The organism is Rhizobium rosettiformans W3, assembly GCF_004912135.1.
Classification (GTDB): domain Bacteria; phylum Pseudomonadota; class Alphaproteobacteria; order Rhizobiales; family Rhizobiaceae; genus Allorhizobium; species Allorhizobium rosettiformans.
On record NZ_STGU01000001.1, the window covers coordinates 328914 to 349340 of the forward strand.

16 protein-coding genes are annotated in these 20427 nt (G+C 63.2%); 6 read left to right on the forward strand and 10 right to left on the reverse strand.

Annotation, left to right across the window (positions count from 1 at the left end):
• Positions 1-158 precede the first annotated feature (158 nt).
• Positions 159-1067 (reverse strand): LysR family transcriptional regulator, encoded by a 909-nt coding sequence (locus tag FAA86_RS01565; RefSeq protein WP_136538057.1) that lies wholly within the window; start codon positions 1065-1067, stop codon positions 159-161.
• A 184-nt stretch (positions 1068-1251) separates the two neighbouring features.
• Between FAA86_RS01565 and FAA86_RS01570 the strand changes: the two genes are divergently transcribed.
• Complete coding sequence (locus FAA86_RS01570; RefSeq protein ID WP_136538328.1) at positions 1252-2148, forward strand: DMT family transporter; 897 nt, start codon at positions 1252-1254, stop codon at positions 2146-2148.
• Here FAA86_RS01570 and FAA86_RS01575 read toward each other — a convergent pair.
• Genes FAA86_RS01575 through FAA86_RS01590 form a run of 4 tightly spaced genes read right to left on the reverse strand, consistent with a single transcriptional unit; the run spans position 2145 to position 5644 of the window.
• Complete coding sequence (locus FAA86_RS01575; RefSeq protein ID WP_136538058.1) at positions 2145-2987, reverse strand: metal ABC transporter permease; 843 nt, start codon at positions 2985-2987, stop codon at positions 2145-2147. The genes FAA86_RS01570 and FAA86_RS01575 overlap by 4 nt on opposite strands.
• A complete protein-coding gene (locus tag FAA86_RS01580) occupies positions 2984-3892 on the reverse strand; it encodes a metal ABC transporter permease (RefSeq protein WP_136538059.1) in 909 nt (302 codons plus the stop codon). Before FAA86_RS01580 ends, FAA86_RS01575 begins: the two co-directional genes overlap by 4 nt.
• A complete protein-coding gene (locus FAA86_RS01585; protein WP_281281660.1) occupies positions 3873-4760 on the reverse strand; it encodes a manganese/iron ABC transporter ATP-binding protein in 888 nt (295 codons plus the stop codon). Before FAA86_RS01585 ends, FAA86_RS01580 begins: the two co-directional genes overlap by 20 nt.
• Positions 4757-5644, reverse strand: a complete 888-nt coding sequence (locus FAA86_RS01590; protein ID WP_136538060.1) for a metal ABC transporter substrate-binding protein — start codon at positions 5642-5644, stop codon at positions 4757-4759. Before FAA86_RS01590 ends, FAA86_RS01585 begins: the two co-directional genes overlap by 4 nt.
• 212 nt (positions 5645-5856) lie before the next feature.
• On the opposite strand from FAA86_RS01590, the gene FAA86_RS01595 reads away from it, so the two are divergent.
• Entirely contained in the window at positions 5857-7449 is a 1593-nt protein-coding gene (locus FAA86_RS01595) for a putative sodium/potassium/calcium exchanger (RefSeq protein WP_136538061.1), read from the forward strand.
• A gap of 129 nt (positions 7450-7578) precedes the next feature.
• Here the strand turns inward: FAA86_RS01595 and lysS are convergent, their stop codons facing one another.
• The 5 genes from lysS to FAA86_RS01620 all read right to left on the reverse strand — a co-directional run bounded on the left by lysS (position 7579) and on the right by FAA86_RS01620 (position 14618).
• On the reverse strand, positions 7579-9075 hold the full coding sequence (lysS, locus tag FAA86_RS01600) for a lysine--tRNA ligase (protein WP_136538062.1): 1497 nt from the start codon (positions 9073-9075) through the stop codon (positions 7579-7581).
• A 169-nt stretch (positions 9076-9244) separates the two neighbouring features.
• Entirely contained in the window at positions 9245-10702 is a 1458-nt protein-coding gene (gene gltX, locus FAA86_RS01605) for a glutamate--tRNA ligase (protein WP_136538063.1), read from the reverse strand.
• A gap of 463 nt (positions 10703-11165) precedes the next feature.
• Positions 11166-12935 carry an SLC13 family permease gene (locus FAA86_RS01610; RefSeq protein WP_136538064.1) on the reverse strand — a complete coding sequence of 590 codons (1770 nt, stop codon included), beginning with the start codon at positions 12933-12935 and terminating at the stop codon, positions 11166-11168.
• Between the two features lie 145 nt (positions 12936-13080).
• Positions 13081-13839 (reverse strand): TerC family protein, encoded by a 759-nt coding sequence (locus FAA86_RS01615; protein WP_113461086.1) that lies wholly within the window; start codon positions 13837-13839, stop codon positions 13081-13083.
• 113 nt (positions 13840-13952) lie between these two features.
• A complete protein-coding gene (locus FAA86_RS01620) occupies positions 13953-14618 on the reverse strand; it encodes a TetR/AcrR family transcriptional regulator (RefSeq protein WP_136538065.1) in 666 nt (221 codons plus the stop codon).
• 176 nt (positions 14619-14794) lie between these two features.
• Between FAA86_RS01620 and FAA86_RS01625 the strand changes: the two genes are divergently transcribed.
• The 4 genes from FAA86_RS01625 to xylB all read left to right on the forward strand — a co-directional run bounded on the left by FAA86_RS01625 (position 14795) and on the right by xylB (position 20258).
• Positions 14795-15982, forward strand: a complete 1188-nt coding sequence (locus FAA86_RS01625) for an HlyD family secretion protein (RefSeq protein WP_136538066.1) — start codon at positions 14795-14797, stop codon at positions 15980-15982.
• A gap of 34 nt (positions 15983-16016) precedes the next feature.
• The gene (locus FAA86_RS01630) at positions 16017-17597 is read left to right on the forward strand and encodes a DHA2 family efflux MFS transporter permease subunit (RefSeq protein ID WP_136538067.1); all 1581 of its coding nucleotides are present in this window, start codon (positions 16017-16019) and stop codon (positions 17595-17597) included.
• A gap of 163 nt (positions 17598-17760) precedes the next feature.
• Positions 17761-18786, forward strand: coding sequence for a LacI family DNA-binding transcriptional regulator (locus tag FAA86_RS01635; RefSeq protein ID WP_136538068.1), 1026 nt, complete (start codon positions 17761-17763; stop codon positions 18784-18786).
• Positions 18787-18809: 23 nt separating this feature from the next.
• Complete coding sequence (xylB, locus tag FAA86_RS01640) at positions 18810-20258, forward strand: xylulokinase (protein WP_136538069.1); 1449 nt, start codon at positions 18810-18812, stop codon at positions 20256-20258.
• Positions 20259-20427: the final 169 nt, after the last annotated feature.

The following is a 20427-nucleotide window of genomic DNA, read 5'->3' on the forward strand; positions in this document are numbered from 1 at the left end:
GGCGCAACGAGTTGCGCCTTAGCTGCCGCCACCTTCTCCCCGCGAACGGGGAGAAGGCCGATGGGGCCGCCGTGTCCGCCTTCTCCCCGCCTGCGGGGAGAAGGTCCCGGCTGGGGGATGAGGGGAGCCTCACTCGATGCCATGTAGCTAGGGAGAAGTTACCTCACCCGCCCACTCCGGCTCGCCTCGGCGATCCCCACGAAATCCCGTGCCGACTGCGGCAGGCTCGAGCCCTTGCGCCAAACCATGCCGACCTGCACAACAGGCAGCGCGCCTGACACATCGCGGCTTTCGATACGGTCGCCTTCCAGCGACCAGGGGCGGTAGACGAGGTCGGGGAGCAGCGCCACGCCGGCGCCGGTGGCGACGAGGCTGCGGACAGCCTCCACCGAGCGGGTGCGGAAGGCGACATGGGGGCGGGCGCCCAGCGCCGACAGGAGCTTGCCGGTGTTCTCCTCGATTTCGTCAACCGTCAGCATGATCAGCGGTTCCTTGGTGATATCGGCAATCGAGATGATATCGGCCGAGACCAGCGGATGGCCAATGGGCAGCCAGAGGCGATAGGGCGAGGTTTCCAGGATCTCGGCCTGCAGCGCCATGCGGTCGCGCAGGTTGGAGATGACCATGACGGCGACATCGAGTTCACCGCCGATCAGGAGATGTTCGAGATAGGAGCCATTGTCCTCGATCGCCGAGACCTCGACACCCGGGCAGGCGCGGCGATAGCGGGCGAGGAGGTCCGACAGCACGTAGCCGGCAACGAGCGAGGTGACGCCGATATTGAGGGTGCCGCCGGTGCTGTTCTGAGTCTCGGTGAAGACGTTGCGGGCGTCCGACACGTCAGCGAGGATCTTCGTTGCGTGGCGCAGGAACTGGTGGCCGTTATAGGTGATGGTCAGGCCGCGCGGATGGCGCTCGAAGAGTTCGACGCCAAGATCGCCCTCCAGTTCCTTGATTGCCTCGGTCACCGAGGACTGGGAGATCGAGAGGTTCTGGGCCGCACGCGTGACCGATCCCTGCTCGGCGACGGCGACGAAATACTGCAATTGGCGGAGGGTGAAGGCCATGGCTCTTTCAAGCATGCCGCCCGGTTCGAGGCAAGGCGGGCTCGATCTCGTGCGAGTGGTTGTCAGGTTGCAGGGCAGCTGTGCAAAACTGCACTAGGCAAGGCGCAGTCACGGTGTAGGATCAGACCGCCCGCGCCGTTGCTTCGTCCACGGATCCCTCCTCGTGCAAAGTTCTCTTCGCCCCATGAAATCGACGCCGCTCGGCTATCTCTTCACCTTCACCGCCTTCTCCGTCTTCGCCATACAGGACGGCCTTTCCAAGCATCTCGGCGAGACCCATTCGCCGGTGCAGGTCGCCATGGTGCGCTACTGGGCCTTCGTCGCTTTCGCGCTGTTTCTCGCAATGCGCTCCAGCGGCGGCCTTCGCGTGGCGGTCAACACGAAGCGACCGTTCCTGCAAATTCTCCGCGGGCTGATCCTCTTCTCGCAGATACTGATCTCGATCGTCGCCTTCACGCAGGTGGGGCTCGCGCAGAGCCAGGCGATCTTCGCGGCCGGGCCGATCTTCGTTGCGCTCCTGTCCATGCCGATCCTCGGCGAGAAGGTAGGCTGGCGGCGCTGGACAGCCATCCTTTTCGGCCTCGTCGGCGTGGTGATCATGCTCTCGCCCAGCAGCGACGGGTTCAATTCCTACATCTGGTTGCCGCTGATCTGCGCCGTGCTTGGCGCGATCTATGGCATCGCCACCCGCCTCGTCAGCCGCGACGACCAGCCATCGACCAGCTTCTTCTATCTGGCGATCGTCGGCTTTATCGGCTCGAACCTGCTCGGGCCCTTTTTCTGGACGCCCTTCACCCCGGAGGGATGGGCTCTGATGATCGGGCTTTGCTGCACCGGCATCATCGGCCACCTGTCGCTGATCAAGGCCTATGAAAACCTTGACGCCGTGATCGTTCAGCCGATCTCTTACTGGCAGCTGGTGCTGGGTGCGATGATCGCGGTGACGGTCTTCGGCGAAGTGCTGCGCTGGAACACGGTTGTCGGCGCCGTCATCGTCGTGGGCGCCGGGCTTTTCACCGTGTGGCGGGAATGGGTGGTGTCGCGCCGCGCGCGGCGGGCCGAGGAAGTCGGCCGCGTTTAGGCGCTCGCTTCCGTCTTTCGGTTCCGCACTTGGCCGATCAGGAAAGTGACGACGAAGATGCCGCTCATGATCAAGACGATCGTCGGCGCGGGCGCACTGTCGAGGAAGAAGCTCAGATAGATGCCTGCGAGTGACGACGTGACGGCGACGACGACGGCCGTGACGAGCATTGCCGCATAGCGCTTGGTCAGCAGGAAGGCGATCGCGCCGGGGGCGACGAGCATCGCCACCGAGAGGATGATGCCCACGGCCTTCAAGGCGCCGACGACGACCAACGAAAGCACGGCAAGCTGACCGTAATGCAGGAGGCGCACGGAGAGGCCGATCGCCTGGGCATGCTGCGGATCGAAGGCGTGGGCCAGGAGATCCTTGCGCAAGAGGACGAGGAAGGTCGTGGCAAAGAGCGCGATCAGGCCCGTCTCGATCAGGTCCGACGGCAGGATGCCCAGTATGTCACCGAAAAGGATGTGGTCGAGATGCACAGCGCTTTCGACCTGGACATACAGCACGAGCCCCAAGCCGAACATGCCGGAAAAGACGATACCGAGCACAGTGTCTTCCTTGATGCGGCTGTTCTCCTTGATGAAGCCGGTCAGAAGCGCACAGAAGACGCCGGCGACGAAGGCACCGATGGCAAGCGGAATGCCGGCGATATAGGCAATGACGACGCCAGGCAGCACGGCATGGGAGACGGCATCCCCCATCAGCGACCAGCCTTTCAGCACCAGCAGGCAGGAGAGAAGCGCCATCGGCACCGCGATCATCAGTGTAACGATGAAGGCCGTCTGCATGAAGGGCAGCTGAAAGGGGAGGAGGGCGAGTTCGAGGGTTTCGCTCATGCGGGGCGCTCCTCGGGCAGGCGATGTGGTTCTGCCGCGGCTGCCTGGGGCATGGGCTGGAGCGCCTCGCGCGCACGGCTTCGCGCGGCGAGCATGCCGTGCTTCGGGGCAAAGAGGAAAGCTGCGAGGAAGATCAGCGTCTGCAGGACGACGATGATGCCGCCGGTCGCGCCATCGAGGAAATAGCTCGCATAGGCGCCGACGAAACTGGTGCCGGCACCAATGCCGAGCGCCAGCAGGATCAGCCGCTGGAAGCGGTCGGTCAGGAGATAGGCGGTGGCGCCCGGGGTGACGACCATTGCGATGACGAGAAAGGCGCCGACGGTTTGCATGGCGGCGACGGTCGAAGCGGCAAGCAGGGTGAAGAAGATCACCTTGAGGCGCTCCGGCTTCAGCCCGATCGAGCGGGCGTGGTTCTCGTCGAAGAAGGTCACCATCAGGTCCTTCCACTTCACCGTCAGCACGAGAAGGCTGACGCCGCCGATCAGGACGAGCTGCAGCGTGTCGGCAGGAGAGATCGCGAGGATATTGCCGAGCACGATGGTCTTGATGTCGATCGAGACGGGCGAGATCGACACCATGAACAGGCCAAGTCCGAAGAAGGAGGTGAAGATCAGCCCGATGATCGCGTCTTCCTTCAGCTTGGTGCGCTGGTTCAGGAAGAGGATGGCGAGAGCTGCCATCCCGCCGGAGAGAAAGGCGCCGAAGGCGAAGGGCAGGCCCAACATATAGGCGCCGGCGACGCCGGGCACGATGGCATGCGAGAGTGCATCGCCGATCAGTGACCAGCCCTTGAGCATCAGATAGGCCGAGAGGAAGCCGCAAACGCCGCCGACCAGCGCAGACACCAGAATGGCGTTGCGCATGTAGTCATAGGTGAAGGGCTCAGCCAGGGTCGCGAGCATCAGCGGCTCCCGGTTTTGGCTGGCCGTAGATGACGAAGGGACGCTCGTCGTCGGTGATGACTGTGACTTCGCGGCCGTCATCGTCGTCGTGCAGGTCGCGGCCGGCAAGCACGAAGTGGCGCAGTGCGCCGCCGAAGGCGGTCTTGAGGTTGTCTTCAGTAAAGGTGTCCTCGGTCTTGCCGGAGGCGATCACCGTTCCCTTGACGAAGATGGTCCGGTCGCAGAAATCCGGCACGCTGCCAAGATTGTGGGTTGAGACCAGCATCACACGGCCTTCGGCGCGCAGGTCCTTCATCAGGCCGATGATCTGTTCTTCGGTGGTCACGTCGACGCCGGTGAAGGGTTCGTCGAGCAGGATGACCTGTCCCTCCTGGGCAAGCGCGCGGGCGAGGAAGACGCGCTTGCGCTGGCCGCCGGAGAGTTCGCCGATCTGGCGCTTGCGGTAGTCGCTCATGCCGACGCGGGCGAGTGCCTCCTCGACCATCTGGTGGTCTCGCTTCGAGGGAATGCGCAGGAAGCTCATATGGCCGTACCGGCCCATCATGACGACATCCTCGACGAGCACGGGGAAGTTCCAGTCGACCTCTTCCGCTTGGGGGACGTAAGCGACGAGGTTCTGTCGCAGGGCTTCGCGGACACTCATGCCGAGCACGCGGATTTCGCCGGAGGCGACCGGCACGAAGCCCATGATTGCCTTGAAGAGGGTCGATTTGCCGGCACCGTTGACGCCGACAAGGGCAGTGATCGTTCCGGGCGGGATGGCGAAACTCGCATGGCGCAAGGCCGTATGGCCGTTGCGATAGGTAACCGTCACATCCTCTGCGGCGATCCCCTCGCGATTGCGTCTTCCGCCCGATCCCATGATCATCCGGCAAATCCCTTCACGATGGTCGAAACCGTCACCTTCAGGAGGTCCAGATAGGTCGGGACCGGGCCGTCAGGCTCACTCAGCGAATCCACGTAAAGGATGCCGCCATAACGGGCGCCGGTTTCCGCCGCGACCTGCTGGGCCGGCTTGTCGGAGACGGTGCTCTCGGAGAATACGACGGGGATCTTGTTTTCGATCACCTGGTCGACGACAGCCTTCACCTGTTGCGGCGTGCCCTGGCTGTCGGCATTGATCGGCCACAGATAGAGCTCCTGCATTCCGAGATCGCGGGCGAGGTAGGAGAAGGCGCCTTCGCTCGTCACCAGGAAGCGCTCGTTTTCCGGGATCTTGGCGATCTCCGCCTTCATCGGCTCGATCTCGGCGCTGATTTGCTGCGAATAGGTCCGCGCATTGGCTTCGTAGATCGCGGCATTGGCCGGATCGATGTCCGTCAACGCCTTGCGGATGTTCTCAACGTAGATCAGCGCGTTTTCCGGTGACATCCAGGCATGCGGGTTCGGCTTGCCGTCATAAGCGCCGCCGGCAATGCCAATCGGCTCGACACCGTCGCTGACGGTAACAGTCGGGACATCGCCGAGATTGGCGAGGAATTTCTCGAACCAGGCTTCGAGGTTCAGGCCGTTGCGCAGGACGAGATCGGCATCGCGGGCTTTGAGAATATCGCGCGGTGTCGGCTGGTAGCCGTGGATCTCAGCGCCGGGCTTGGTGATGCTTTCAACAGTTGCGGCATCGCCTGCAACATTCTGCGCGATATCGGCAATCACGGTGAAGGTGGTGACGACCTTCGGCTTGTCATCGGCAAAGGCTGCTCCCGGCACGAGGAGCGCCAGGGCAAGGAGACGGCACGCAAGCTTTGAGACCATGGTCCATTCCTGTTCTTGCAAGTCATTCGCATTAAAATCTATAGCGCTTCGCGTCGTTGTCAATGCTCTTGCAAATCATTCGCAAAAACTCTGGGAGCGACTGCTGTCCCGGTTTGGAAAGGCGGGGTTAAAGGTTCCGCAAGGAGAGGGGGGTATGGTCGCCTTCAGTATCGCGTAAACAGTCGGGACGGTGTCATGGCGGAGTTCCAAGCGTGAAGGTGCCCAAGATCCACCTTTCACGAAAGCTCATGCTGATTTTGGGCGGGGTGCTCGTCACTCTCGGCGGCACGGGTGCCGCTGCCGTCTATATCGGCGCCGACAAGCTTCTCGGGCCCTCCTATGCCGAGCTGAACGGCCTCGAATGCACCGAAGTCAAGACGGTCGAGATCCAGAAGAAGGACCGCTTCTGGGTGCGCAAGTTCATCACGACAAACGAACCGGGCGACGGGCTGACGCGCGTCAAGACGGCGCTGCGGGTCGCCAAGTCCCTGCAGGAAACGAAGAAGGCCGACCTCGTGCAGGTGGTCGTGCTCGATGCAAACGGGCCGAAGGATCGCTCCGGCATGCGCGGACGTGCGGTTGGCGCCGATGTCATTTACGTGCCGGATCCGAGCCATGTGCCGGAAGAGGTCTCCGCGCGGGTGCTGACGGCGCGTTATGTCGATGGATCGGCCGCGCCCAATGGCGAGTTCTTCGGCGAGCGCGTGGACATGCTCGAAGACGACATCCAGGCGCTCGTTGCCAGGCTCAACGACCAGACCGACTGCGTGAAGCCCGAGGTACTGGTGCCGGAAGGCGATGGCCATGGTGAGAAGGCCGGTGGCCATGGCGCGGCGGATGCGCATGGCGAGAAGGCCGCCGACGGACATGACGACGCGGCCGGACATGGCGAAGCCGATGGTCACGGAGATGCGGGTGGGCACGGCGAGGCTGAGGGCCATGGCGAGGCACCTGCCGGCGAGCATGGTGAGGAAACGCCCGTTGCCGAGCACGGCGCGGAAGAAAGCAAGGGCTGGATGGCCTCGCTGATGGGCATGGTCGGTCTCGGTGGAGACGAGACCCCGGCCGAGGGACATGCCGCACCGGCGGATGGCCATGCAGCACCCGCTGACGGCCATGGTGCCGTGGCCGAGGGTCACGAGGCGCCGGCCGAGGATCATGCGGAACCGGCTGCTGTCGCACATGGCAATGCCGGCCATGATGCTGAAGGCGAGCACGCGACAGCCGAACCGGCTGCTCACGGCGAAGAACCTGCTGCCGCCGCGCATGGCGAGGCCTCTGACCATGGCGAAACACCGGTGGCGCATGGCGAGGAAACACACGCGACCACCGAAGAGACGGCGCATGGCGGCGATGCCGGTGCCCATGAGCAGAGTGCGGACGCCGTTGCCGGACATGAGGCCGCTCCAGAAGAAACGCCCGCAGCGGACGGGGGCTGGTTCAGCTCGCTGAAGTCGATGGTCGGTCTCGGCGGCTCGGAAGAGGACGCGCCGGTCGAGGAGACGGCCGCGAAGGCCGAAGAAGGCCACGGCGCTGACGGTGCTGCGAGTGCCGATCATGGCGCCGCATGGCTGGAAAAGATGCGCGCACAGCCGATCACGCCCGACACCGCCTCGCCGTCAGCGGCCAAGCCGGAAGAGCATGGTGCGGCCAAGGATGCGCATGAACCGGCTGCAGAGGATCATGCCGCGAAGCCCGGCGACGATCACGCGACCGGCGGTCACGACATGCCTGCCGAAGACGAAGCCATCCTGCCGCCAAAGGCAAAGGCCACGGGCGACGAGCATGCCGAAGCGGGGCACTGACGCGAGCCGCTGCGGCGCGTTGGCGTGAGTGCTCATGCTCGGCGCAAAGGCCCCTCGGATCATCAACAGATCAAACGAAAAAGCCCCGGCCTGTGACCGGGGCTTTTGTCTTTTCCGGGATGATCCGGCTCAGTCGGCCTTGTTGCGGCGCGCCGGGAAGAGGATGACGTCGCGGATCGACGGGGCGTTGGTCAGGAGCATGATCAGGCGGTCGACGCCGATGCCCAGACCACCCGCGGGCGGCATGCCCTGGTCGATCGCATCGAGGAACTCGTCGTCGAGCTGCTTGTCCTTCTCGCCGCGCGAATGGGCTTGTTCGAGCTGCTCGACCATGCGCTTGCGCTGCTCTTCCGGGTCGTTCAGTTCGGAGAAGGCGTTGCCGACTTCCCAGGCGTTGCAATAGGTCTCGAAACGCTCGACGAGGCGCGGTTCGCCCGGGACTTCCTTGGCGAAGGGCGAGATGTCCTTCGGGAAGTGGGTGACGTGCGACGGCTGGATCAGCGTGCCCTCGACCTTTTCTTCGAAGATGAAGGCGAGGCATTCGCCCCAGGTCCAGTCCTTCTCGACTTCGAAGCCGGCAGCCTTGGCTGCGGCGCGGGCTTCCTCGTCGGTCTTGATCGCCAGGAAGTCGATGCCGGTTGCTTCCTTGACGGCATCCGGCATGGGTACGCGCTTGAACGGTCCCTTGAAGGAAAGCGTCTTGTCGCCATAGGTGACGTCGCTCGAACCGTGAATCGCGACGGCTAGCGTCTCGAACATGCGCTCGACGAGGCCCATGATGTCCTCGTAGTCGGCATAGGCCCAGTAGCATTCCATCATGGTGAATTCGGGATTGTGGCGCGTCGACACACCTTCGTTGCGGAAGTTGCGGTTGACCTCGAATACCTTGTCGGACAGGCCCGACACCAGCGTGCGCTTCAAGAACAGTTCCGGCGCGATGCGCAGATACATGTCCATCTTCAGCGTGTTGTGGTGGGTCTTGAAAGGTTCGGCAGTGGCGCCGCCATAGACCGTCTGCAGCATCGGCGTCTCGACCTCGAGGAAGCCTTCGCCTTCCATGAACCGGCGGATGCCGGAGACGATCTTCGAGCGCTGCTGGAAGCGGAGCTTCGACTCCTCGTTCGTCAGGATGTCGAGGTGGCGCTTGCGGTAGCGCAACTCGATATCGGCAAGACCGTGATACTTCTCCGGCATGGGGAGCAGCGTCTTGGTCAGCATGGTGATTTCATGGGCGTTGATGGTGAGCTCGCCACGCTTGGTGCGGCGGACCTGGCCCTTGACGCCGATGATGTCGCCGAGGTCGATCATCGGCAGAAGCGCACGGGCCTCTTCCGGGGTCGTGTCCTTGTGGGAGAAGATCTGGATCTTGCCCGAGGCGTCATGGATGTCCATGAACATGCCGGAATTGCGCGAGGAATAGACGCGGCCAGCGACCGTGACGATGTCGTCCGACTCCTGATCCGGCTCGAGACCAGCGTATTTCTCCGCGAATTCCGCGTTGGTCAGCGTGCGGTGAAAATGCGCCGGATAGACGTCGCCGACGGTCTTGCGCAGCTGGTCGAGCTTCTGGCGGCGGACCTCGGTCGGGTCGGAGGAGAGGGCGGTTTCGGTCTTCTGTTCGGTCATCGTGTGTTTGCCTTTTGCGGCTGTGTTCGTTTTAGTTCGCCGGTGCGGCTGGCTCGGTCAGCCCTCCCCCTTGTGGGGAGGGTCGGAGCGAAGCGACGGGGAGGGGAGGCGCCTTGCTCAGGGCAAAACCCCTCCCCAACCCCTCCCCACAAGGGGGAGGGGCTTTCCCTCAGTTCTGCGCACCCGCCATCGCGGTCAGCACCTGGATCGCGACCTTCAACCGCTGGCGCACGACCGAGCGGCCGAGCAGCGCCATTGAGTCAAACAGCGGCAGCGAACGCTGACTGCCCGAGACGGCGACGAAGAGGGGCGGGGTGACGACGCGGAGCTTCTTGCCCATGCGTTCGGAAATCGCGCGCAGCTCTTCCTCGATGGTCGTGACATTCCATTCGAGGATCTTTTCGAGATCCGCCTGAACGGTCGTGACGATTTCGAGCGTCTCGGCCGGGCTCGTCTTCAAGCCGCCGAAGGAGGCTGGGGTGAGGCCCACGTCGTTTGCGAGCAGGAAGCCTGCGAGCGGTGGCAGTTCGCCAAGCTTGGTGACGCGGCTCTGGGCGAGCTTCAGGCCTTCGACCAGTCGGTCGTTCTCCATGGCCCAGTCGAGCGTGCGGGCGACGAAATCCTCTGGCGAGAGCTTTTCGCGCAGCCAGCGGCCATTCAGCCAGTCCAGCTTCTGGATGTCGAAGATCGCGCCGGCCTTTGAGAGGTTGTCCGGATCGAACTTCTCGATCAGCTCTTCCATGGTCAGCAGTTCCTCGCCTTCGGCGATCTGAATGAAGAACAGGCCGAGGAAGTTCATCAGCGCTTCTGGCAGGTAGCCGAGAGCGGAGTAATAGGAGATCGAGGTCGGGTTCTTGCGCTTCGACAGCTTCGACTTGTCGTGATTGCGCATCAGCGACAGGTGCATGAACTTCGGCGGCTCGAGACCGAGATGCTTGTAGATCAGGATGTGCTTCGGCACGGATGCCAGCCACTCTTCGCCGCGGGCGACGTGGGTGATCTTCATCAGGTGGTCGTCGACGACATTCGCCATGTGATAGGTCGGCATGCCGTCAGCCTTGAGCAGCACCTGCATGTCGACGCTTTCCCACGGGATCGACACGTCGCCATAGACGCCGTCGTGGAAATCACAGGAGCCTTCGGTCGGCACCTTCAGGCGCACGACGGAGGGTTCGCCGGCTTCCATGCGGGCGGTTACTTCTTCGGCCTTCAGGTTGAGGCAGTGCCCGTCATAGCCCGGGGGCTTCCCGGCTGCACGCTGGGCTTCGCGCATCTGCTCCAGCCGCTCGGGCGTGCAGAAACAGCGGAAGGCGCCACCGTCGCGGACCATCTGCTCGACGAAGGGGCGGTAAATGTCCTTGCGCTCGGACTGGCGATAGGGACCATAGGGGCCGCCGACATCGGGACCTTCCGACCAGGTGAGGCCGGTCCATTTCAGCGCGTCCAGCACCTTCTGCTCGAATTCAGCCGTCGAGCGGGTCGCGTCGGTGTCCTCGATGCGCAGGATGAACTCACCGCCGAATTTCTTGGCGAAGAGATAGTTGAACAGCGCGATATAGGCCGTGCCGACATGGGGTTCGCCGGTCGGGGAGGGTGCGATGCGGACGCGGACGCCTGATGTGGTCATGGAATTCAGCTCGTGGTGCGTGCGGGGGACCTGGCGCCTGAACGCCGGACCGAAAATTGTGGGACTGCCGATGATGGCTGCGTGATGCAGGTTTGCGCCCGGACGGGCGGCCTGTTCCACCGGGTGGCCTTAGGCCATATTCATAGCCGTGCGTCAAGAAAAACCACGGATGCCGGCCCTTTGGTGGCCCTGCCGAAAAAAACTTCAAAATTATTTTTCGAGGGCCGGAACCCGGCGGCTGATCCCGCGTTCTTGAGAACAGAGCGCAGGCCGTGCCAACCGGACGCGACGGGATATGGGGAACATGGAGGTTTTTCCGGTTTCTCTCCGTGGCCAACGAAATGGCAGGCGAGCCCCTTAACCGTCCGGCCTGTGCTCTCCCCCAAGTCCCCGCCCCCAAGGAAAACCTGCGTCCCGCCGACGCAGGTTTTTCTTTGCGTTTTTTCCCCGTTTCAAAAGGCGGCTAGCTGACCGGCCAGACCATCAGAAGTGCTGGGACCGAGACCACCACGATCAGAAACGACAGAGGCAGGCCGAGCCTCGGATAGTCCGAGAAGCGATAGCCGCCGGGCCCCATGACCAGCGTGTTGCACTGGTGGCCGATGGGGGTGAGGAAGTCGCACCCCGCGCCGATCGCGACCGCCATCAGAAAGGCTTCCGGCTTGTAGCCGAGACCTGTGGCGAAACTCGCGGCGATCGGGGCCATGACGAGAACGGTCGCCGCATTGTTGAGGAAGGGCGTCACAGCCATGGCGGTGAGCAGGATCATGGCGACCGCGCCCCAGGCCGGCATACCGCCAGCCACCGCGTTCAGCCAGCCGGCGATGACATCGCTGCCGCCTGATGTGCGAAGGGTATCTGCAACCGGAATGAGCGCTGCCAGCATCACGAGGATCGGCCCGTCGACGGCACGGTAAACCTCGCTCACCGGCAACACGCCGAAGGCTACCATGGCCAGAGCGGCCGCGAAGAAGGCGATGGCAACCGGAGCGAGGCCGAGGGCCGTCGACCCCATGGCGACCACCAGGATCGCCAGCGGGATGAAGATGTTGCGGCTGGTGCCGAGCAGGATTTCGCGTTCGGCGAGCGGCAGGCAGCCGAGCTCTGTGAGGATGGCGGGCATCTGCTGGCGCAGGCCCTGCAGCACCACGACGTCACCGGAGCGCAGCGTCAGTTGCCCGAGGCGCTCGCGGATGCGCTTGCCCTGGCGACTGACGGCCAGGAGGTTGACCCCATAGGTGTGCACCAGAGAGAGCTCGCTGGTCGTCTGTCCGATCAGCGGCGAGCCGCGACCGATGACCGCCTCGACGGAGGAAATGTCACCACGCTTTTTCCGGTCGCCTTGCGTGTTGCCCGAGAGGCTGAGATTGCCCTGCGAGACGATGCGGTCGAGCGCCTCGGAAGGGCCTTCCAGCAGGAGGGTATCCTCCTCATGCAGCAGGACATCCGGAAAGGGCGAGAGCCGTGTATGCCCGCGCAGGATGGCCGTCGCGACGACATCCCCGTGAGCCGTCTGCAGGAGATGATGGAGCGTCTTGCCGGCGAAGGGCGACTGGCGCGTGATCATCGCCTCCGTGGCGAAGCTCGAGGCTTCCAGCGCTTCCTGCAGCGAGGGGTTCTGGTTCTCGCGGCGCGGCACGAGCCAGTAGAAGAAGATCAGGAACAGAATGCCAGCAACGGCCAGGGTCCCTCCAACGGGCGTGAAGTCGAACATCGTGAAGGGTTGGCCCGTCAGTTCCTCGCGCAGGCGCGAGACCGCGATGTTCGGCGAGGTGCCGATCTGCGTCATCAGGCCGCCGAGAAGGGCCGAGAATGCCATGGGCATCAGGAAGACGGAGGGCGTGACTGCGGATCTGCGGGCGAACTGGAACGCGACCGGCATCATGATGGCGAGGGCGCCGATATTCTTGATGAAGGCGGAAAGCACGGTCACCGTCACCAGCAAGAGCAGCATTTGCCCGTGCAGGGAGCTCAGAGCCGGAAAAAAGCGCTTGATGGCAAGATCCACGACGCCTGAGCGCGCCACGCCGGCGCTGACCACCAGAGCGCTGCCGACGATGATGACTAGATCGTCCGAGAAACCGGAAAAGGCTTCGCTGGCCGGCACCAGCCCGAGGGCAACGGCCGCGACGAGGGCCACGCAGGCCACGACGTCGTAGCGGAACTTCTCCCAGAGAAACGCGCCCATCATCAAGGCGATGAGGCTGAAGGCGAGAATTTGCTCGTAGGTCATGGGGCTCCGGCAAGAGTGCGGATCATCGATGAAGGCGTAAGCGCTTGCGGCAGGTCCGGCAAGAGGCGATCCGTGTCCGTGGCGACTGCTCCCGTAAAAAAGGCCCATCTCGCGACGGGCCTTTCAATGTTCTTGAGCCGTATCCTCAATGGACCACTTGCTTCGACAGGCGGTCGCGCTCGCGTTTGCGGCGGGCAAACATGTTCAGGACCTCCACCAGTGCGGAGAAGGCCATCGCGGCGTAGACATAGCCCTTCGGGACATGGAAGCCCATGCCTTCGGCAATCAGCGTGGTGCCGATCATCAGGAGGAAGGCGAGTGCCAGCATGACGATCGTCGGGTTCTTCTCGATGAAGTTGGCAAGCGGGGTGGCAGCCACCAGCATCACGGTGACGGCGGCAAGAACGGCCACGACCATGATCGGCAGATGAGGCGTCATGCCGACGGCGGTGATGATGCTGTCGATCGAGAAGACGAGGTCGAGCAGCAGGATCTGGCCGATCGCGCTGGCAAAGGTCGTCGACGCCGTCGAGGCGATGAAATCCTCTTCCTTGTCGATCGGATCGACGTTGTGGTGAATTTCCTTCGTGGCCTTCCAGACGAGGAAGAGGCCACCGGCGATGAGGATCATATCTTTCCAGGAGAAGCCGTGGCCGAAGGCTTCAAAGACCGGCGTGGTCAACTGGACGATCCAGGCGACGGTGCCGAGCAAAGCGAGGCGCATGACAAGCGCCAGGCCGATGCCGATGCGGCGGGCCCTTTCGCGCATCTCCTGCGGCAGCTTGTTGGTCAGGATGGAAATGAAGATGAGGTTGTCGATGCCGAGAACCACTTCCATGACGACGAGCGTCACGAGGGCGACCCAGGCGGCGGGGTCCTGGAGGAGAAGAAGGATATCCTGCATTGTTGTCTTCCGTGCTGATCAAACGGAGGGGGGAACCCAAGACATGCGGCATATCTTGGGCATTGGCAAGCCGCCGATAAAAGTCCCCCGACGGAACAAAGTTCCCTCAGTGATCAGACACGGGCGTCCGTGTTTTTCGGACCATAGAAGTTCATGAACATCCGCAGGCCGGAATCGACAACCCGCCCGATCTCCTTGTCATCCGGACGGACCGGGATGTCATTGAAGAGGCGCTTCTTGAAGTAACCCGCCGTGGACATGTCGATGAACTGACGGGCCGCCAGGTCGCTGTCCTCTACGTCGAGCTCGCCCTTCTCATGCGCCGCTGCAATATAGTCCTGCAACAGAACCTTGATGTTGGTCGGCGACGAGGCGAAGAAGCGCTGACAGAGGGCCGGCATTCGGTCGAGCACGCCCATAAGAATGCGCATGGTGGGGATCATCTCGGTGTCGAGAATGAAGTGCGCATGGGCGAGCGCGTAGCGGCGGAGGCCTTCCTCGACATTGGCGCTCTCTGCCAGGATCTGGCGAATTGCGGCATCGAAGGCGCTCTTCTCACGCTCGACCAGAGCGCCGAAAAGATCTTCCTTGCTCTGGAAGTAAACGTAGATGGTACCTTTCGATACGCCAGCTTCGCGCGTGACGTCGTTCATGCTGGCGGCGTCGTAGCCGAGCTTCATGAAAACGCGTTTCGCGCCGTCCAGGATCTGGCCTCGCTTGACCGGGTCTGCACCCGCCGCGAACCGGCCGACCCCACCGCAGCCCTCGGGGACTGCCATTGTGATCTCTTCCTGTTTCATCGTCTGCCTCGGCATCACGCCATCAAAAATTAACTTAGAGGGATCTTCAGTGAAAATCCGCGTTTCTATGCCTTGATATGCGTTAGCGAAACCTATATGTCAATCGAACCGAACGGTTCAGTTCGAATAAATTCAACCCATCCCTGGTTTCCACCATGTCATCGACGCAAAGATCCACCGCCCTTCGTTCCACTCCTACTCCAGTCGATCGGAATGAGGCCGCGCCCGTGACCGAAACGGAAGCCGGGGTACCAGATCCGGCTCCGGAAGCCGCACCGTCCAAGCCCAAGCGCCGCAGCCCGGTGCTGCCCGTCATCCTGGCAGCACTGCTCGCCGGTGGCGCGTGGTATGGTTATGAGTGGTGGACCAATGGACGCTTCATGGTGTCCACGGAGGACGCCTATATCGAGGGCGATATCGCCATCATCTCGCCGAAGGTCTCGGGCTACGTCCAGACGGTCAATGTGAGCAGCAACCAGTTCGTCCGCGCGGGTGAGCCGCTGGTGACGCTCGACGGCGGCGACTATCAGATCGCTTACGACCAGGCTGTGGCGAACAAGGAGACGGCTGAGCTGTCCGTCAAGCGGATCGACGCCCAGATTATCGGCGGAGAGGCCAGTGTGGCCCAGGCCCAGGCCCAGCTCGGAGCGTTGGAAGCCTCGGTCCGCGGCGCCGAGATTACGGCCAATCGGGCGAGCGAACTTGCATCCAAGTCGGTCGGCACCACGGCCGACCTCGACAACGCGAAGGTGGCGCTGGATCAGGCGCGCGCCAATCTCGTTGCCGGCCAGGCTGCCGTGGATTCCGCCAATGCCAATCTTTCGATCCTCAAGGCGCAGCGCGAGGAAGCGCTGAACACCGTGCGCCTGCAGCAGCTGGCGATCGATAAGGCAAAGCGCGACCTCGACTTTACCGTCCTCAAGGCGCCTTATGACGGCGTTGTCGGCAATCTGGCCGTTCAGGCCGGTGATCTCGTCTCCGCCGGCAAGCGGCTTGCAGCGCTCGTTCCGACCAACGAGCTTTATATCGAGGCGAACTTCAAGGAAACGCAGATCGCCGATCTCGTGCCGGGCTCCAAGGTGTCGATCCATGTCGACGCCTATGGCGACCAGCCGCTCGAGGGCACCGTCACGTCGATCGCCCCGGCATCGGGTGCCATCTTCTCGATGCTGCCGGCCGAGAACGCGACCGGCAACTTCACCAAGGTCGTACAGCGGGTGCCCGTTCGCATCGCGCTGCCCAAGGATGCTCTTGCCGGTGGCCATCTGCGCGCCGGCCTCAGCGTCATCGTCGACGTCGACACCCGCACGGCCCCTGACGGCCAGGCGCTTGCCGCGAAGTAAGATCACCGGCTGACGTTATCGAAAGGGCCGTGTCATGGCCGCAGTCACGACAGATATCGCGCCCTCGGCTCCCGCCGAGGAGCGGATGGATCCCAGACGCGTCTTCGCCTTTCTGGCAATGGTCTTCGGCATGTTCATGTCGATCCTCGACATCCAGATCGTTTCGGCTTCACTCTCCGAAATTCAGGCCGGTCTCGGTGCGGGTTCCGACGAGATCGCCTGGGTGCAGACGTCTTACCTGATCGCCGAAGTCATCATGATCCCGCTCTCGGGCGTGCTCGCGCGCATCCTGTCGACGCGGGTTCTCTTCACCTTTTGTGCTGCCGGGTTCACGCTTGCCAGCGCACTGTGTGCGACCGCGACGAACATCGAACAGATGATCGTCTATCGCGCGATCCAGGGCTTCATCGGCGGCGGCATGATCCCTTCCGTCTTTGCGGCCGCCTTCACGATCTTCCCGCCGTCCAAGCGCAACATCGTTTCGCCCATGGTTGGCCTTGTGGCGACGCTGGCACCCACCATTGGTCCGACGATCGGCGGTTACATCAGCCATGCGATGTCCTGGCACTGGCTGTTCCTGATCAACGTCATTCCCGGCGTGCTGGTCGCAGCCGCGGCCTGGAGCCTGATCGATTTCGACAAGCCGGACCTCAAGCTTCTGAAGAAGTTCGACTGGTGGGGTCTTGCCTCCATGGCGGTCTTCCTGGGCACGATGGAGTTCGTGCTGGAAGAGGGCAACAACAAGGACTGGTTCAACGACCATCACATCGTGATGGGCACCATCGCCATGGTGATCGGTGGGGCAATCTTCTTCTGGCGCGTGTTCAAGGTCGAGTTGCCGGTGGTCGATCTCAGAGCCTTTTCCAACGCCAATTTCGCCTTCGGTTCGCTCTTTTCCTTCGTCATGGGGGTTGGCCTTTACGGTCTCACCTATCTCTACCCGCTCTATCTGGGACGCATCCGTGGTTATGACTCGCTCATGATCGGCGAAACGATGTTCGTTTCCGGTGCTGCAATGTTCCTGACGGCGCCCGTTGCAGGGGCTCTGTCGAACAAGCTCGATCCGCGCGTCATGATGATGATCGGTTTCGGTGGCTTCGGGCTTGGCACCTATATGATGACTGGCATGACCGCGGACTGGGACTTCTATGAGCTGCTCGTGCCGCAGATCCTGCGCGGTTGCTCGCTGATGATCTGCATGGTCCCGATCAACAATCTGGCGCTCGGCACCCTTCCGCCGGACCGCATCAAGAATGCGTCCGGCCTGTTCAACCTCACCCGTAACCTCGGCGGCGCCGTGGGGCTCGCGATCATCAACACCATGCTGACGCAGCGCTCCGATGACCATTATGCGAGACTTTCCGAGCAGCTCTCCTGGAGCAACCAGGCGGCTCTCGACTGGCTGGCGAGTGTCGGTGCCAACTACGACAGCTATGGCCTCGATGGCACGGCAGTCGCGATCGCGAAGCTTTCGGGCGTTGTCACGCAGCAATCCTGGCTCTTGTCCTTCATTGACGTGTTCATGGGGCTGACAGTGCTTTTTGTCGCGCTGATCTTCCTCGTGCTGCTGTTGAAGAAGCCGAAGGGGGCAGCCCCGGCCGGCTCCGGGCACTGACAGGATCATCCCGGCGTAAGCTTCCCGCGCCATCCTGCCCAAGATCTCCAAGCCTCAAGGCCGCCTTCGGGCGGCCTGTTTTTTGTGGTTATAGAGGTACGTACATCAGATTTCTGATTTACGTACCTCAGTGACTGGTGTAGGACAGGCGCCGGAGGAGACTATGAAGCCGACTGTCCATGACATCGCAAGCCGCGCGGGCGTTAGCCTTGCCACCGTCGACCGGGTTCTCAACCGGCGGCCGGGGGTCAGCGCGCGCACTCGCGAGAAGGTGGATCAGGCGGTCAGTGAACTCGGCTTCGTGCGCGATGTGGCGGCCGCGAACCTCGCCAAGGGGCGCGTTTATCCGCTGACCTTCATCATTCCCTCGAACGACAATTCCTTCATGCGCGGCCTGAGGTTGGCGCTCGAAGAGGCGAGCGCACGTGCTGCCGTGGAGCGCATCGCGATCCGCCTTGTCGATGTGCCCGCATTCGATGCGCCGGCCCTCGCTGCCGCCTTAAGAGAGGCCGCGACGCATGAGCCTGCTGGCATTGCCTTCGTCGCTGTCGATGCGCCCGAGGTGGCCGAGGCCGCAGCAGAGATTTCGGCGGCTGGCATTCCGCTGGTGACGCTGGTCTCCGATCTCTCCGGAACCGATCGCGATCATTATGCCGGGATCGACAATGCCGCTGCAGGGCGAACCGCTGCCAGCCTGCTCGGGCGCTTTGCCGGGGGTCGCCAGGGCAAGGTCTGCGTGCTCGCCGGCTCCATGCTGGTGCGTGACCACCGGGAGCGTTGCGATGCCTTCGCCTCCGTGATGGCCGCCGATTTTGCCGGACTTGATCTGCTGCCGGTGCTCGAAGGGCGGGACGATCCCGTCACCGTGGAGCGGCTGGTGGCGGAGCTCTTTTCGAGGCGACACGATATCGTCGCGCTCTACAGTCTCGGCGCCGGCAATCGCGGCCTCGTGAGGGCTCTGGATCGCTTGCCGCGTGAGCGACGTCCCGTTGTCATTGCGCATGAGCTGACGGAAACGACCCGCGATGCTTTGCAGTCGGGGCTGATCGATGCAGTGCTCAACCAGGATGCGGGCCATGAGGTGCGCAGCGCCATCCGCGTCCTGAAGGCCAAGGCCGACGGGCTGCCGGTTGTGGCTGCCCAGGAGCGCATTCGTATCGACATATTCTTGAAGGACAATCTGCCCTGAAGGCAGAGGAACGGAGGACACCCATGTATCTCGGATTGGATCTCGGCACATCCAGCGTCAAGGCGATGCTCATCGATGATGCGCAGCAGGTCATCGGCGTCGGCCATGCGGCCATGACCGTACAGCGGCCGCATCCGGGCTGGTCGGAGCAGGCGCCGGGCGACTGGCTGCGCGCCACGGAAGAGGCCGTTGCTGCGCTCAAGGCCTCGCATCCGAAGGAACTGGCGGCGGTGAAGGGCATCGGCCTTTCCGGCCATATGCATGGCGCGACACTGATCGATGCGAAGGATCGGGTGCTCCGGCCCTGCATTCTCTGGAACGACACGCGCAGCCATGCGGAAGCGGCAAGCCTTGACGCCGATCCACGCTTTCGGGCACTGACCGGCAACATCGTCTTCCCCGGCTTCACGGCACCGAAACTGGCCTGGGTGAAGAACAACGAGCCCGATACCTTCAGCAAGGTGGCCAAGGTCCTCCTGCCCAAGGACTACCTGCGCCTCTGGCTGACGGGTGAATATCTCTCAGACATGTCGGATTCGGCCGGCACCAGCTGGCTCGACACGGGTAAGCGCGCCTGGTCGAGCGAGTTGCTGGAGGCCACGGGCCTCACCGTCGAGCAGATGCCGGGCCTCGTCGAAGGCACGGATCGCGCCGGTACCCTGCGTGCCGAGTTGGCCGAAAAATGGGGTCTCGGCTCTGATGTCGTTGTCGCCGGTGGGGCAGGGGACAATGCGGCCTCCGCCTGTGGCATGGGGACCGTTGCGGAAGGCCAGGCCTTCGTCTCGCTCGGGACATCGGGCGTGCTGTTTGCCGCCAACGCCTCCTATCTGCCGAAGCCGGAAAGTGCCGTGCACGCCTTCTGCCACGCTCTGCCCAAGACCTGGCACCAGATGGGCGTCATCCTTTCGGCCACTGACGCACTGAACTGGCATTCTACCGTGACCGGCAAATCCGCGGGCGAACTGACCGGCGAACTCGGCGATGCGCTGAAGTCCCCGACAGGGGTGACCTTCCTGCCTTACCTCTCGGGCGAACGCACGCCGCACAATGATGCGAAGATCCGGGGTGCCTTTATCGGGCTCGGCCATGAGAGCGACCGCGCGGTGCTGACCCAGGCGGTGCTGGAAGGGGTGACCTTCGCCATTCGCGACAGCCTCGAGGCACTGAAATCCGCCGGCACCAGGATCGACCGCGTGACGGCGATCGGTGGTGGTTCGCGCTCGTGCTACTGGCTGTCTTCGATTGCGACGGCACTGGACATGCCGGTCGACATTCCCGCCGACGGCGATTTCGGCGCGGCTTTCGGTGCCGCCCGCCTCGGCCTGATCGCCGCGACGGGAGCCGACCCGCTTTCGGTCTGCACCGCGCCGGAAACGGCGGAGACGGTGGAGCCGGCCAAGGGTCTCACGTCGGCATATGAGACGGCCTATGGCCGCTACCGGGCGCTTTATCCAGCGATCCGCGGGATTTGAAAGTTTGCCCCTCACCCTGACCCTCTCCCCGCAGGCGGGGAGAGGGGACGGCAACGGTGGCGGCGCATGTCCTTCTCCCCGTTCACGGGGAGAAGGTGCCGGCAGGCGGATGAGGGGCCGCGAAGCCATCACCCCACCCCGGACCTTACGGTCCGTCCCTCCCCCTCAA

Bases quoted from the DNA above. Each gene is read 5' to 3' on its own strand.
- FAA86_RS01565 (WP_136538057.1), bottom strand. From the start codon at position 1,067: ATGGCCTTCACCCTCCGCCAATTGCAGTATTTCGTCGCCGTCGCCGAG.
- FAA86_RS01570 (WP_136538328.1), top strand. From the start codon at position 1,252: ATGAAATCGACGCCGCTCGGCTATCTCTTCACCTTCACCGCCTTCTCC.
- FAA86_RS01575 (WP_136538058.1), bottom strand. From the start codon at position 2,987: ATGAGCGAAACCCTCGAACTCGCCCTCCTCCCCTTTCAGCTGCCCTTC.
- FAA86_RS01580 (WP_136538059.1), bottom strand. From the start codon at position 3,892: ATGCTCGCGACCCTGGCTGAGCCCTTCACCTATGACTACATGCGCAAC.
- FAA86_RS01585 (WP_281281660.1), bottom strand. From the start codon at position 4,760: ATGATCATGGGATCGGGCGGAAGACGCAATCGCGAGGGGATCGCCGCA.
- FAA86_RS01590 (WP_136538060.1), bottom strand. From the start codon at position 5,644: ATGGTCTCAAAGCTTGCGTGCCGTCTCCTTGCCCTGGCGCTCCTCGTG.
- lysS (WP_136538062.1), bottom strand. From the start codon at position 9,075: ATGACCGAACAGAAGACCGAAACCGCCCTCTCCTCCGACCCGACCGAG.
- gltX (WP_136538063.1), bottom strand. From the start codon at position 10,702: ATGACCACATCAGGCGTCCGCGTCCGCATCGCACCCTCCCCGACCGGC.
- FAA86_RS01610 (WP_136538064.1), bottom strand. From the start codon at position 12,935: ATGACCTACGAGCAAATTCTCGCCTTCAGCCTCATCGCCTTGATGATG.
- FAA86_RS01615 (WP_113461086.1), bottom strand. From the start codon at position 13,839: ATGCAGGATATCCTTCTTCTCCTCCAGGACCCCGCCGCCTGGGTCGCC.
- FAA86_RS01620 (WP_136538065.1), bottom strand. From the start codon at position 14,618: ATGGCAGTCCCCGAGGGCTGCGGTGGGGTCGGCCGGTTCGCGGCGGGT.
- FAA86_RS01625 (WP_136538066.1), top strand. From the start codon at position 14,795: ATGTCATCGACGCAAAGATCCACCGCCCTTCGTTCCACTCCTACTCCA.
- FAA86_RS01630 (WP_136538067.1), top strand. From the start codon at position 16,017: ATGGCCGCAGTCACGACAGATATCGCGCCCTCGGCTCCCGCCGAGGAG.
- FAA86_RS01635 (WP_136538068.1), top strand. From the start codon at position 17,761: ATGAAGCCGACTGTCCATGACATCGCAAGCCGCGCGGGCGTTAGCCTT.
- xylB (WP_136538069.1), top strand. From the start codon at position 18,810: ATGTATCTCGGATTGGATCTCGGCACATCCAGCGTCAAGGCGATGCTC.